Source organism: Dongia deserti (genome assembly GCF_003574735.1).
Taxonomy (GTDB): Bacteria; Pseudomonadota; Alphaproteobacteria; order Dongiales; family Dongiaceae; genus Dongia_A; species Dongia_A deserti.
Genome location: NZ_QORW01000014.1, coordinates 135,848 through 148,942 on the forward strand (window position 1 = coordinate 135,848; position 13,095 = coordinate 148,942).

The window sequence follows — 13,095 nt, forward strand, 5'->3', positions numbered from 1 at the left end:
GCCTGCGCTAAGCCGGACCTACGCCGGTCGTGTCCCGCGTCCCTGGGCCCTTGAGCTTCCAACGTGGCAGCGATGTATCATCCGGCATGGAAACCGGTGCCGTGAAGCGCGCCATGCGCCAGGATCGATTGGAAAGAGGTATCAAAGAGCTTTTCACGATGGCAGTCGCGTCGGGCCGGCTGGATGTGGCAGAACATCTTGTCGACGCGCTGCAAGTCCTTTGTCCTGAGCCGTCGATCGGCTCCACCTTGGCGGATGCCTACCTGGACCTCTCCGAAGAGGCGCAACGCGCCAGCCCTCGAACGCACGAGCCCGGCGGCAAGACCGGTGTAGCGGAGGAAGATGGCAGAACTCGAACCGCTGCTGCAGAACATATCCGGGCTGAGCGCCTTCGCCATCGGCCTCGTTGCGCTGGCCGGCCTCGTCGTCGGACTCGCGCCTAGCTCCTTGCCCCTGATTTCGGTCGCTGCGGGCTTGGCCGGCGGGCGCGAGGCGGCCCAGCCCACCGAGCCGTGGGCCGGAATTCGCCTGGCTTTCGGCTTTGCGCTCGGGATCGCGACCATCGACGCGCTGGTCGGGGCGCTCTTCGGATTGGCAGGCTTGGCCGTGCTCCGGATCCTGGCGAGCGCGCTCGCGGTTGCTTACGCCTTGCTCGGCGCCCTGCTGGCGGTCGTAGGGTTGGCGCTGCTGCGCGTGATCCGCATCTCCATTCCCGCGCTCTCGCCGTCGCTGCCGTCACGCCGGACGTTCTTGGGAAGCTATCTACTGGGCCTGCCTTTCGGTCTGTCGACCTGCCCTGCTTGCACGCCGCTGGTGCTCCCCGTGGTCGCGGCGGCCGCGTCCACGGCCGATCCGGCGATGGGCGGAATCCTGATGTTCACCTTCGGCATCACGCGAGGCATTCCGATCGTGCTCGCTGGCGGCATCGCTGGAAGGGTAAGCCACCTGCGCCGCACGCGCAGCTTCATCCGCTGGGTCGAGCGCGTCAGCGGAATCGTGATCCTGGGCGCGGCGGCATACTTCTTCTTGCAGGCCACGATCTATGCCGGCTGGCTCAAGCCCTGGCCGTGAGCCGGAACCTGAAAAAGTTCAAGGAACGAGATCGAGCAGCCCTTCATAGCGCACGAGCCGTCCGACAAAGGGCAACCGCACTTCTACCGCGAAATCATAGCGCCCGTCACGCTCACCCTCCCAAGCCTCAAGGCTCGGCGCCAAGTCGAGCGGCACTGCGATTCCGAAGAGCGTCACTCGCTCCAGCATGTAACGCAAGCGGCCATCTTGCACTGCCAGCTGCATATGCAGTCGGAACGGACCGAGAGATTCGACGAGGCGGCTTTCTTGCAGTCTGAAGCAGGATTCGAACCTGCGGTCGCCGAACCGGCGCTTCCAGATCATGCGATCCGGCAGATGAACGCCTTCGACTGACATCGCGACCTTCGCTGCCGCGGGCGGCAATCCCATGACGTTCGCCAGCAGGTCGGCGATTGGTCCGCCGCGCGATACGCGCGCGTAGCCGTTCAGTCGAATGGTGCCGCTGTGCGCACGCCGGATCGTGTCAGGCAATCGATCGAACGCGGCACCGAGGCAAATTTGAAACGCGTTCGCGCTGGCTTGCGTCAGATCATGCGGCATGGTGGTCGGATTTTACCGTCTTGAACGGCCGCGCGACTCCGCTGCCACCTTGAGCAGGGCGCGGGCCAGGATGGGCGCCGTGATGCCATTGCGCGTCTGCATCCTGTGCGCGAGCACGGCGGCGATGTGCCCGTATCGCGGTCCGAGGGAAAGCACGTTGTAGTAGGCGGCCTTCTCCAGGTCCCTCGGTTGACCGTACAGCCCGACCATATAGATGTGCGCGAGCAGCCACTGCCGAGGCAAGCATCGCCGCGAGCCGGTACTGCGCGTCGATCGCGCTGCGTTTTGCGGCGCTGAGCAGGTTGCGAAGCGAGCGGCTGCCCTTCGCGCTCACGTCGCCAGCGCGTTGAAATCGTCGAGCAGCATCGCGATGCGGCCGGAGTCCCACTGGTCCATCACCTGGCGCGCGAAGCGGGCCGAGGCCAAGTAATCCAGATTGCGGATGCGCTGCTTCACGCGGGGCAGGGAATTCGCCGCCATGCTGAGATCCTGGATGCCGAGGCCGAGCAGAAGCGGCGCGAACTTGGGATCGCCCGCGATCTCGCCGCATACGCTGACCGGAATGCGCGCGCGCAAGGCGGCTTCGGTGGCGAATTGCACCAGGCGCAGCACCGCCGGATGCAGCGGGTTGTAGAGGTATGCGACCTGCTCTTCGCCGCGGTCGATCGCCAGCGTATACATCGTGAGGTCGTTGGAGCCGATGGCGAAGAAGTCCGCGACCTGGGTCAACGCATCGGCGGAGAGCGCCGCGCCCGGCACTTCGATCATCACGCCGAGCGGCGGCAGCGGATCGGGCAGCTTCAGCCCACGGCGTTTGAGCCGCCGCGCCACCTGCAGCAGCGCTTCGCGCACCTGCTTCACCTCCGAGGTGGAGGAGATCATGGGCAGCAGGATGCGCACCGGCCCATGCACGCCCGCGCGCAGGATCGCCGCCAGTTGCGCGTCCAGCAGCTCGCGCCTCTTGAGGCTGAGGCGGATCGCGCGCAGGCCGAGCGCCGGATTGGCCGACTCGCCCAGGTGATCGCGCAAGGATGGCGCCAGCTTCTCGCCGCCGACGTCGAGGGTGCGGATGGTGACCGGCTGGCCCTCCATCGTCTCGACGATCTGGCGCAGCGCCTGGTACTGCTCGTCCTCGTCCGGCAGGTCGTCGCGGTTCATGAAAAGGAACTCGGTGCGCAGCAGCCCGACGCCTTCCGCGCCGGCATGCATCGCCATCTCCGCCTCGCGCGGCAGCTCCACGTTGGCGAGCAGCCCGATGCGCTGCCCGTCGCGCGTGACCGAGGGCAGCTTGCGCAGGCGCGTCAGCTGCCGCTCGTCGCGTTCGATGATCTCCAGCCGGCGCTGGTAGTCCTCGATGGTGGCGGGCGTCGGATTGAGGATGACGCGCCCCGCGCCGCCATCGACGATGATGCCCTGCCCCGTGCGCGCGAAGCGCAGCAGGTCGGGAATGCCGAGCACTGCGGGCAGGCCCAGCGAGCGCGCCATGATCGCGGTGTGGCCTTCCTTGCCGCCCAGCACCGTCGCGAAGCCTTCGATGGTCTTCGGGTCGAGCAGGGCGGTGTCGGCTGGCGTCAATTCCTCCGCCACCACGATGGAGCCGGCGGGCAAATTCTTGAACGCCTCGTAGGCCGTCTGGGTCAGGTTGCGCAAGATGCGGTTGCCGACCTCGCGCACGTCGTCGGCGCGCGCCGAGAGATAGGGGTCGTCGAGCGAGGCGAAATCCTGCTCGACCTTGCTGATGACGAACTGCACCGCCGCCTCGGCGTTCACGCGGTGCTCGCGGATGCGGCTCTCCACCCCGCGCGTCACGCGCGAGCCGGTCAGCATCTGCTTGTGCGCTTCCAGCAGGAAACCTAGTTCTTCCGCCGCAGCACCATGCAGCTCCTCCGCCTTGCTGGAGAGCTTGCGCAGCTGGCGCTGGGATTTCTGCACGGCGTTGTGGAAGCGCTCGAGCTCGGCTTCGATCTTGTCCTCGGCGATCTGGTATTCGGAGACGGTGATCATGCCGGTCTCGACCACATGCACCTGGCCGATGCCGATGCCCGGCGCGACGCCCAGGCCTTCGAACGCGCGCTCGGCTCCGCGTTCCTGCAGTCGGCGCAGGCGGCGCGCCTTGCCCTTGTCGTCACTCTTCATCGAATTTCCGCTCGATGAGGTCGACCAGCGCCTGCATCGCCTCGCTGGCCTGCGCCCCGCTGGCGCGCAGCTCGATGTCGGTGCCGATGCCCGCCGCCAGCATCATCAGACCCATGATGGAAGTACCGGAAACGTCCATGTCGCCCTTGATGACGCGGACCTGCGCGTTGAAGCCGCCCGCCACCTTCACGAACTTCGCCGCCGCCCGCGCATGCAGCCCGCGCTGATTGCAGATGCTGGCCGTCCGTGTGATCGCGCCGTCGGGCTTCATGCTGTTGTTCCCCCTCCCCCAAACTGGAGGAGGGCCGGGGTAGGGGAAGCGAGCGATGATTGTGTGCAGGGGAGACGCGGCTTCCCCCTCCCTAACCCTCCCCCGTGTCGGGGGAGGGGATTTCGCTTCGTTCGGATACTCATCATCTTCACCAGCCGCCAGCCAGCCACTGAGATGCTACCCCCGCGCGGCCAGCAATTGCGAGGCGACGTTGATGTATTTGCGCCCCGCCTCCTGGGCAGCGGTGACGGCGGCTTGCAGGGTGTGGCCTTCGCGCATGCCGGCGAGCTTGATCAGCATGGGCAGATTGATGCCGGCGATCACTTCGACATTGGCGCGGTCGAGCACGGAGATGGCGAGGTTGGAGGGCGTCCCACCGAACATGTCGGTCAACAACACCACGCCGTCGCCGTTCTCCACCTCCTGGACACGGTCCAGGATCTCCTTGCGGCGCTGCTCCATGTCGTCTTCCGCCCCGATGCAGACGGTCGCGACCTTCTGCTGCTTGCCGACCACGTGCTCCAGCGCCGCCAGGAACTCGGCGGCCAGCCTGCCGTGGGTTACCAGAACCATGCCAATCATTGACGCATCCCTGTTGTCTTATGCCCCGTTCTTATGTTTGTTCCGATCGGCCGGAGAGCTCGCGTGCCAGATCGCGGTGAAGGACCGCGATCGGACGGCCGCTCGCTCGGAGGGCGTCCGCCAGCTTCCTGGCGACATAGACCGATCGGTGCTTTCCGCCGGTGCACCCGACGGCAATGGTGAGATAGCTTTTGCCCTCGCGCTCATAGCTCGGGAGCAGCGGCAGGACGAGCCCTTCGAGCGATGTCATGAAGCCGGCGACGCCCGGGTCGCGCTCGATGAAGCGCGCGACCTCCGGCGCTTCGCCATCCAGCGGCTGCAGCGCATCGACGTAGTGCGGATTGGCGAGGAAGCGCACGTCGAACACCAGGTCGGCTTCGCGCGGCACGCCCATGCGATAGGAGAACGACATTACCGTGATGGCGAGGCCTGGCTGCCGGTCCAGCGCGAAGCGCTCGGTGATCAGCCGCTTCAGCTCCGCCATCGACCGGTTGGAGGTGTCGACCACCAGGTCCGCCACCGCGCGCACCGGAAACATCAGCGTCCGCTCCTGCGCGATACCGTCGGCGACGTTGCGGTCGGGGGCGAGGGGATGCCGCCGGCGCGTCTCCGTGAACCGGCGGATGAGCACCTCGTCGGAGCAATCCAGGAACATCAGCACGATCTCGAACAGCGGATCGGCCTTGAGCGCTTCGATCCGCTTCAGGAAGTCCTCACCGCTGAAGCCGCGCGAGCGGCTGTCGATGCCGATCGCGATCGGCCCGCGTGCGTCCCCGCTGGCGATGCCGCTCACCAGATGCGGCAGCAGTTCCAGCGGCAGGTTGTCGATCGCTTCGTAGCCGAGGTCCTCGAGCGCGCGCAAAGCCGTGGTCCGCCCTGCGCCGGCCAGGCCGGAGATGAGCAGCACGCGTCGGCGGTCCTGCGTGGCGGGCGCAGAGTTGGAGGAGGCTTGCTCCCGGCCCGCTGTGGTTTGGGTGGTCATGAGGGCGGGATTATAGAGCGCGTCAGCTTGGCCAGAGCAAGCCGGACTTTGGCAGGGGCCGAGGGTTCTCGCAGGTGGATGCCGATGGTCGTCACCATGAGGCCAAGCCATTCAGATTCCAGCGATTCTGGGATGAGCTCGACCTCGCCCAAAGGCCTGGATTGGAGCACCAGCGAAAGCGGCACATCCGGTGGCGCCGCTGGCACGCTCATGATGCCGAGTCCCTTCACCTCCATCTTGCCCTTGAGGTCCGCCGGTCCCTCCGGCGGGAAGGACAGCAGCAGCTGCTCGCCCTCGCGCTTCATCTCCACCACGTCGTCGGCGATGAGGGTTGCACCCGAATCGATCAGCCGCAGCGTCAGATCCGACTTGCCCGAGCCCGTCGGCCCCAGCATCAAGATTCCCTGCCCCCGCCACGCCACCGCCGTTCCGTTGACCAGCCTGCGCATACGTGACGCCGTCAAAGCAGTTCCCTCCCCCGAGGCGGGGGAGGGTTAGGGTGGGGGCGACGGCGCTTCAGCTCGACGCGATCTTCGGCGGAGAGAACAACCCCCACCCCAACCCTCCCCCAGCTTGGGGGAGGGAGAAGCAGATCGCATCTGTGCTCAGCCACGGTCATCAATACGCCGGTAGTTCGATGGTGAAGCAGGCGCCGCGCACATTGCCCTCGGGCCCGATCATGTTGTCCGCGGTCAGCGTGCCGCCGTGCGCCTCGACGATCTGGTGCGAGATGGAGAGGCCGAGGCCCGAATGCGTGCCGAACTTCTCGCCCTCCGGCCGCTCCGAATAGAACCGCTCGAAGATCGCCTTCAGCTTGTCCGGCGGAATGCCGGGGCCGTTGTCCTCCACCGTCACCAGCACGTGGCCGTGCTCGCGCCAGCCGGTCAAGGTGATGACGCCGCCCGGCGGGCTGAAGGAGACGGCGTTACTGACCAGGTTGCGCAGCACCTGGCCCAGCCTGCCTTCCATGCCGAGCACCATCAGCGAATCGCCCTCGCGCGCGATCACTTCGATGCGCGGTGCATCGGCATCGACCGTCGCACCATAAATATCCGCGATCGCGGTCAGCAGCTCACGCATCGACACGGGCTCGGCATCGGCGCGCGACATTTCCGCGTCGATGCGTGAGGCATCGGAGATGTCCGTGATCAGGCGGTTGAGCCGCTGCACGTCGTCCAGGATGATGGTCATGAGGCGCCGTTGCTGCACGGGATCGTCGATCCGCGCAGCGGTCTCCACCGCGCTGCGGAGCGAGGTGAGGGGGTTCTTGATCTCGTGCGAGACGTCCGCGGCGAAGCGCTCGATCGCATCCATGCGCTTCCACACCGCTTGCGTCATGTCGCGCAGCGCGCCGGATAGCTCGCCGATCTCGTCCTTGCGATGCGACAGATCGGGGATTTTCACCTGCCGCCCTTTGGCGCGTCGCACGCGCTCGGCCGCATCCGCCAGGCGATGCATCGGCCAGGCGATTGTGCTGCCGAGATAGAGCGAGAGCAGTACCGTCACAGATAGCGCTACCGCGAACACGCCGAGGATGGTGAGGCGCGTGTCGCGCATGATCGCTTCGATCGAATCGCCTGGTTTGGTGAGAAATAATGCGCCCAGCACCTGCCGATAACGCTGCACGGGGACGGCGACGCTGAGGATCAGGCGCCCCCCGCCGGCGTCGCGCACCGCGGTCGCGGTCTCGCCGGCCAGCGACTTCTGCACCTCCTCGTAGTCCTGGGCCGACTGCACGGTGGATTCGGCGTACGGCGGCAGCGGCTTGCTGTCCGGCAACAGGCCGGCGATCCAGTCATAGATCCCGGTGATCGCACGCCACAGGAAGGAATCGTCGGCATTCAGCGGCGCGAGCGGCTGCATCTCCACGACGCCGCCCGGGCCGGACAGCAGGAACGAATCCGCGATCAGCGACCCATCGGGGGAGAACAAACGCGCCCGCGTCTGCGACACGTCGACTAGGCGCCGCACCGTTTGCCGTGTGGTCTCCGGCAACAGCCGTTCCTCGCCCAGCGGCCCGGTGACGACACCGCTGGCCGCCAGCGCACCGGAGAACAACTTGCCTTCGGTCTTCAGCAGCTCCAGTTCCGACTCGATCAGACTCTGCCGGTAATTGTCGAGGTAGAGCAGCCCGACCACGGGAATGAAGAGCGCGACGATGTTGACCGCCAGGATGCGGCGCGTGAGCGGCGACTTCCACAGCGGCCGGCGGCGCGGGCCGCGCCGGCCCTCGAGTGCCTCGCGCGCGCCCGGCGTCGGCTTCGAGCGCTCGACCCGCATCTCCGGCTCGGGTTGCAGGATCGGCGGCGCAGCCTTCTCCAAGGGCGAAAGGCGCGATCCCTCGGACCGCGCCCCGCCCTCCAATTCCTTCCCCGTCGTGGTGCGCGCGATCTCGTTCATCGCAGCAGCCTCTGCCCGCTCTCCCAAACAAGGATCCCCTTCCCCCCTTGTGGGGGAAGGATGCGGAGCCTCAGCGAACGAAGTGAGCCGCCGTCCGCGAATGCGGACATTCGTCCGCGGGGGCGCAGCTGGATGGGGGGTAGCGCGGCGACGGCCGCGCGCGCTCGAAGGAGCGCCAATTCTCTCGGCCGCAACGCTGCATCACCCCTCATCCCAACCTTCCCCCACAAGGGGGGAAGGGGTCTTCTTGTGCGGGTCGTCCCGCCGCTTGCGGAAGCGCTGCCGGTCCTACCCATCACGGTAGCGATAGCCGACGCCATAGAGCGTCTCGATTTGGTTGAACTCGCCGTCGAGCGCCTTGAACTTCTTGCGCAGCCGCTTGATGTGGCTGTCGATGGTGCGGTCATCGACATAGATGTTTTCGCCATAAGCCGAATCCATCAGCTGATCGCGGCTCTTCACATGGCCCGGGCGCTGCGCCAGCGCCTTCAAGAGCAGAAACTCCGTGACCGTCAGCTCCACCGGCTGGTTCTTCCAGGTGCAGAGGTGCCGGTTGGGATCCAGCGTCAGGTCGCCGCGCATGATCGCCGCTTCGCCGCCCTTCTCGGTTGCGCTGCGATGGGCCTCGCGCCGCAGCAGGGTGCGGATGCGCTCGATCAAGAGCCGCTGCGAGAACGGCTTCTTGATGTAGTCGTCCGCGCCCATGCGCAGGCCCATCAACTCGTCCACCTCGTCATCCTTGGAGGTGAGAAAGATGACCGGCAGGTCGCTCGACTTGCGCAGCTTCTCTAAAAGCTCCATGCCATCCATGCGCGGCATCTTGATGTCGAGCACGGCAAGGTCGACCGGCTGCTGCATCAGCCCGCGCAGGGCCTCCGCGCCGTCGGTATAGGTGCGGACCGCAAACCCCTCGGCTTCCAATGTCATCGCAACAGAGGTGAGGATGTTTCGGTCGTCGTCAACCAGCGCAATTGTCTGCGGCACGTGTTGGGACTCCTCTCTTGAAGGCAAGGTTTATAGAATTACCCCAGCCCTGCCAAGCATGGCTCGGAAAACGGCGGAATTACGGCGTAATTCCAGCGACTTAATGATGTGGAATTGAATTGGTATGGTTAAGGGAAAACAGCGATGAACAAGCCCGATCACGCTGCCGAGGCCCGCGCGCTCTTGGGGATGCCGCGCGGTTCCCTGGGCAGCCTCGCCGAGCGCGAGGGCAAGCTCTATCCCTTTGTGTCGCTGGTCCTGCCGGCCCTGAGTGCCGATGGCGAGATCATCCTGCTGCTCTCCGATCTTTCGGACCACGCCAAGAACCTGCAGCGCGACCCGCGCGCCTCGCTCCTGATGGACGGCACGCTCGAGCTGAAGGAGCCGCTGACCGGCCCGCGCCTGACGCTGGTGGGAGAAGTCAGCGTCTCCCCCGATCAGAAAGGCGACAGGGAGCGTTACCTGAAAGCTCACCCCGAGGCGGAGATGTATGCCGGCTTCGGCGATTTCCGCTTCTACCGCTTCCGCTTCTTCGAAGGCCTGTTCGTCGCCGGCTTCGGCCGCATCTTCCGCCTGAAGCCCGAGGAGCTGAAGGAATGATGGGTACGCCGGCGCAAGCTCGCACGGTTCCCCCTCCCCCATGGGGAAGAGTCGTGGTGGGGGAAGCGAGTGAAGCGCGCCACATGAATTGCGCAGTTCGGACACTTGATTTGCGCACCTCCAAAAAGCGGGCTTCCACGGCCGTTTGAACCCCCGAAAAGCGGCATTTTAACCCTCGGAGCTGCTCCGTCCAGCGGCCTGCCCGAGCGCAGACCGCAGCTCCGCCATGCGAAAGGGCTTGTGAAGTGCGGCCACGGTCATCCGGCCCTTAGCCTTGGCGATGGCAGCGACCATCGCCGGATAGTTCTCTGCCCCCGACATCACCACCAGGTGACCGGTGTAATCGAGGTCGATCAAACACTGCGTTAACTCGAAGCCGTCAACCTCCGGCATCAGAACATCGATGACGATGACATCGGGCTTGAATCGGACGACGGCCGTGACGAAGTGACGGCTGTCTTCGATCGACTCGACCGCGTGCCCCAGTTGCTCCGCCATTTGCCGCGTGATCGTGGCAACTTGCGGATTATCATCCACTACCAAGACGCGAACGCGCCGGCCATGTTGAGGTAGGACCATAAGCCGAGTATAGGCCGGCTCTGAGATGCCTGTCACGGTCCCTCCACAATCAGCTCGCCGGCGCGCTTGGCCAGGAATCTGCCCTTGATGCCGGCGAGCTGCCCCGCGAGCGCAGCGAAGCAACCCCGGTCGAACAGCTCCGCGCCATAGTCCTTCTCGCTGCCCCAATAGGGCGGGTCGAGGAAGAACAGCGTGCCCTGGCGATCGTACCGGGCAATGAAGGCGTCGAACGGCAGGCACTCGATGGTGACGCCGTTGAGCCGCTCGTGCAGCGCCTCCAGCATCGGCAGCACCCGCGCCAGGTCGAAGCGCGCCGGATGCTGGAACGAGACGCCGAAGTTGCGCCCGCTGACCTTCCCGCCGAAGGCCGTGCGCTGCAGGTAGAGAAAACGCGCCGCGCGCTCCAGGTCCGTCAGCGTCTCGGGATCTGTGCGTGACAGCCGCTCGAAGTCGGCGCGCGTGGTGAGCTGCCAGCGGATCATCTCGGTGAAGGGCACATAGTGCCGCTGCACCACGCGGAAGAGCGTCGCCACGTCCTTGCTGCGGTCGTTGATGATCTCCACAGCGGGCGCCGATCGCCGGCGCAGGAACACGCCGCCCATGCCCACGAAGGGCTCGGCATAGACGCTGTGCGTGATGCGCTCGATGCGCTTGACCAGGCGGTCGGCCAGATTGCGCTTGCCACCGACATAGGGTGCCACCGGGCGCGCCGGCTCCACCTCTCGAAAGGATTTCATAAGGGATTCTCACGATCATTCTTCCGCCCCTGCAGGGGTGGCGGGACGGCCGTTGTTCGGCCGATGATGGTCGTGCGAGGTCGCTCTCGCGGTTCGCGCTGCTCTAACAGCGCGGCCCCCGCCGGCCGTTGGCCGGCAGAGGAAAAGCAAGTCGACTGTTCACGGTGTTTTGGCCACCTCCACGCTCGGCTCGGCCCTCGAGACCTCGGTCACGAACTTCATGGCCAGCACGTTGGCCAGGTCGCCCGGTCCGGTGGCCGTGAGGGTGAAGGCGCCTTTGCCGCCGACCACCTGCTTGCGGAAATAGCCGACCACCGCCGGGTCGGCGCCGACCACCACGCCGTTGATGGTGGCGCCGATCGACAGCAGCTCGCCCCGCGCGCGGCTCGGACCTTCGCCGACATTGTCTTCGCCGTTGCCGATGATGTTGACCAGCACGCGCCCCGCCTGGAACGGCGACTCGCGGATCAGCGCCGCCGCATGGTCCAAGGCGCCGGAGAGATTGGTGAGCGTGCCGACCGACTTGGTGTCCTTGTCCAGGATCGCCTGCAGGCGCGCCAGGATCTCTTCGCCCGCCGCCGCCGCGTCCTCGGCCGACGCGATCGATCGCCACGTGCCCACCGCCGGATAGTCGCCATCGGCCCACAGGAACACGGTGAAGCCGATTCGCCCCAGCTTGCCCTGCTGGATCGCGGCGACGACCGCTGGCGATTGGATCGCGTGTGCCATGCCCTCGATCTGAAGCATCGTTTCCTGTGCGTTGATCGACGACGACACGTCGAGGCCCGTGATGAGATTGGCGTCGACCTCCGTGCGCTCCTCGGCGGCATGCGCGGCAACCATGGCGACCATCAGGATGACGGCCAGCACAAGCCCCAAGGCGGCCCACAGCAGTTTCTCCATGCCGGTCATGGCTTCGGCTCCTCTCTCACGTCCAGCGCATCGGCCCGGCCCGCGATCTCGACCAGCAGCGCGATCGAGCGGTGCGGGTCGAAGACGCGGGCGCCCTTGTAGGTGAAGTGCTCGCGCAGTTCGTGATCGAGCGCGGCGGCAAGTGCCTTGAAGGCGGTGCAGACGATCTCCGTCTCCGTCATGTGATACGAGAGCAGCCATTTGCGGCCGCGCCAGGTGATCGGCTCGCCGGTCACCGCGCAGCGGGCGTCCGTGTCCTCGACCTGGAGATAGATCTCGCCAGGCACATAGTAGTGGACAACGAGACGCCAGCTCGGGATCAGGCTGAAAGCGACCTTTGAGACGATGTCCTGGATGTTGGCGACGGTGCGCATCACTTCTCCGCTGGCTTGGGCGTCTCCGCCTTGATCTCAAGGATGCGCTGGATCAGCGCGGCGAACTCCGCCGTGGCCGGTGCACCGGCGTCCTGGCGCATCGCCTCGACCTGCGTCAGGAGGATGTCGAGCACGTCGCCGACGGTGTTCTCGAAGCTGGGCTCTTCCTCCGCTTCCGGCTTGTGCAGCTCGGTGATGTAGCGCTGCTTGCGCGCCAAGCGGTATTGCGCGCTGGTGTCCTGGACCATGCCGTGCTTGGCCCACACGTCGCGCATCTCCTCGATCGAGGCGATATAGGTGAGGCTGCCGCCCTCGCCGAGCCAGGCCTGGAAGGCAAGATCCGCGATCGGCACGCGTGCGTTGCGCGCGCTCGACCACACGAAGCCGGCATCGCCCTTGATCTGCCAGTACCAGTCGCGCGGAGCGTAGGTCTTGGATTGAAGGTCGGCGCGCTCGCTGGCCGCCCCGCCAACCCCAGCGCGCGCGCCGACCCGGCGGGCCGCTTCGAAGCGATCGATGAACACGCCCTTTTCGATCTCGATGCGCTGCGACTTCATAGATATTGCGCTCCTGTTGAGGTGGTGCCCGCCGCGTTGCCAGGAAGATAGGTGGCGCCGCCGCCGGCGGTCTGGATTATGGAATTGCCGGAGCCGTTGTAACGCGTGCCGGTCGCCGAGCCGCTCCAGGTGATGCTTGTGAAGGCGACATAGGCGAGGTCTTGGGCTTGGACGAAGGCACCGGAGAAGTTCGGCGTGCCAACCAGTGTGATCGTCTGTCCACTGCCGCTAACAACGCCGCCAGTAGCGCAGTAGATGTGCCGCGCCGCGCCGGAGACAATCGAATAGCCGGCGAACACGCTGATGCTGCCGTAGCTGGAGCATTGCATCTGCGCCAGGCCGGCACTGG

The 13,095-nt window shown here is 66.0% G+C and carries 18 protein-coding genes; 2 read left to right on the plus strand and 16 right to left on the minus strand.

What is annotated here, in order from left to right; genetic code table 11:
- Positions 1-77 precede the first annotated feature (77 nt).
- A complete protein-coding gene (locus DTX69_RS30295) occupies positions 78-215 on the minus strand; it encodes a hypothetical protein (protein ID WP_162917421.1) in 138 nt (45 codons plus the stop codon).
- 127 nt (positions 216-342) lie between these two features.
- Between DTX69_RS30295 and DTX69_RS21255 the strand changes: the two genes are divergently transcribed.
- Complete coding sequence (locus DTX69_RS21255; protein ID WP_119303567.1) at positions 343-1,071, plus strand: cytochrome c biogenesis protein CcdA; 729 nt, start codon at positions 343-345, stop codon at positions 1,069-1,071.
- An 18-nt stretch (positions 1,072-1,089) separates the two neighbouring features.
- Here DTX69_RS21255 and DTX69_RS21260 read toward each other — a convergent pair whose 3' ends face one another.
- The 9 genes from DTX69_RS21260 to DTX69_RS21300 all read right to left on the minus strand — a co-directional run bounded on the left by DTX69_RS21260 (position 1,090) and on the right by DTX69_RS21300 (position 8,987).
- On the minus strand, positions 1,090-1,632 hold the full coding sequence (locus tag DTX69_RS21260) for a DUF4166 domain-containing protein (protein ID WP_119303569.1): 543 nt from the start codon (positions 1,630-1,632) through the stop codon (positions 1,090-1,092).
- Positions 1,633-1,644: 12 nt separating this feature from the next.
- Positions 1,645-1,875: a hypothetical protein gene (locus DTX69_RS21265; RefSeq protein ID WP_119303570.1), complete on the minus strand. Its 231-nt coding sequence runs from the start codon at positions 1,873-1,875 to the stop codon at positions 1,645-1,647.
- An 87-nt stretch (positions 1,876-1,962) separates the two neighbouring features.
- Positions 1,963-3,768, minus strand: coding sequence for a phosphoenolpyruvate--protein phosphotransferase (gene ptsP, locus DTX69_RS21270; protein WP_119303571.1), 1,806 nt, complete (start codon positions 3,766-3,768; stop codon positions 1,963-1,965).
- The gene (locus DTX69_RS21275) at positions 3,758-4,039 is read right to left on the minus strand and encodes an HPr family phosphocarrier protein (RefSeq protein WP_119303572.1); all 282 of its coding nucleotides are present in this window, start codon (positions 4,037-4,039) and stop codon (positions 3,758-3,760) included. Before DTX69_RS21275 ends, ptsP begins: the two co-directional genes overlap by 11 nt.
- 177 nt (positions 4,040-4,216) lie before the next feature.
- Entirely contained in the window at positions 4,217-4,621 is a 405-nt protein-coding gene (locus DTX69_RS21280; RefSeq protein ID WP_119303574.1) for a PTS sugar transporter subunit IIA, read from the minus strand.
- Between the two features lie 31 nt (positions 4,622-4,652).
- Positions 4,653-5,603, minus strand: a complete 951-nt coding sequence (gene rapZ, locus DTX69_RS21285; RefSeq protein WP_119303575.1) for an RNase adapter RapZ — start codon at positions 5,601-5,603, stop codon at positions 4,653-4,655.
- Positions 5,600-6,067, minus strand: coding sequence for an HPr kinase/phosphorylase (locus DTX69_RS21290; RefSeq protein WP_162917422.1), 468 nt, complete (start codon positions 6,065-6,067; stop codon positions 5,600-5,602). Before DTX69_RS21290 ends, rapZ begins: the two co-directional genes overlap by 4 nt.
- Before the next feature lie 154 nt (positions 6,068-6,221).
- Positions 6,222-8,003, minus strand: a complete 1,782-nt coding sequence (locus DTX69_RS21295; RefSeq protein WP_284735966.1) for a stimulus-sensing domain-containing protein — start codon at positions 8,001-8,003, stop codon at positions 6,222-6,224.
- A 288-nt stretch (positions 8,004-8,291) separates the two neighbouring features.
- Positions 8,292-8,987: a response regulator transcription factor gene (locus DTX69_RS21300; RefSeq protein ID WP_119303578.1), complete on the minus strand. Its 696-nt coding sequence runs from the start codon at positions 8,985-8,987 to the stop codon at positions 8,292-8,294.
- A 144-nt stretch (positions 8,988-9,131) separates the two neighbouring features.
- On the opposite strand from DTX69_RS21300, the gene DTX69_RS21305 reads away from it, so the two are divergent.
- Positions 9,132-9,587: a pyridoxamine 5'-phosphate oxidase family protein gene (locus tag DTX69_RS21305; protein WP_119303580.1), complete on the plus strand. Its 456-nt coding sequence runs from the start codon at positions 9,132-9,134 to the stop codon at positions 9,585-9,587.
- 168 nt (positions 9,588-9,755) lie between these two features.
- Here the strand turns inward: DTX69_RS21305 and DTX69_RS21310 are convergent, their stop codons facing one another.
- From DTX69_RS21310 to DTX69_RS21335, 6 genes are all read right to left on the minus strand, one after another.
- Complete coding sequence (locus DTX69_RS21310) at positions 9,756-10,166, minus strand: response regulator (protein WP_119303582.1); 411 nt, start codon at positions 10,164-10,166, stop codon at positions 9,756-9,758.
- A gap of 32 nt (positions 10,167-10,198) precedes the next feature.
- Positions 10,199-10,903, minus strand: a complete 705-nt coding sequence (locus DTX69_RS21315; RefSeq protein WP_119303583.1) for a DNA adenine methylase — start codon at positions 10,901-10,903, stop codon at positions 10,199-10,201.
- A gap of 159 nt (positions 10,904-11,062) precedes the next feature.
- A complete protein-coding gene (locus DTX69_RS21320) occupies positions 11,063-11,815 on the minus strand; it encodes a DUF1194 domain-containing protein (RefSeq protein WP_119303584.1) in 753 nt (250 codons plus the stop codon).
- Positions 11,812-12,189 carry a hypothetical protein gene (locus DTX69_RS21325; RefSeq protein WP_119303586.1) on the minus strand — a complete coding sequence of 126 codons (378 nt, stop codon included), beginning with the start codon at positions 12,187-12,189 and terminating at the stop codon, positions 11,812-11,814. Before DTX69_RS21325 ends, DTX69_RS21320 begins: the two co-directional genes overlap by 4 nt.
- Positions 12,189-12,746, minus strand: a complete 558-nt coding sequence (locus DTX69_RS21330; RefSeq protein ID WP_119303587.1) for a hypothetical protein — start codon at positions 12,744-12,746, stop codon at positions 12,189-12,191. The genes DTX69_RS21325 and DTX69_RS21330 overlap by 1 nt, the downstream gene beginning before the upstream one ends.
- Positions 12,743-13,095, minus strand: a 353-nt coding sequence (locus DTX69_RS21335; protein WP_284735967.1) for a hypothetical protein, incomplete at its 5' end; no start/stop codon positions are given. The genes DTX69_RS21335 and DTX69_RS21330, both read right to left, overlap by 4 nt.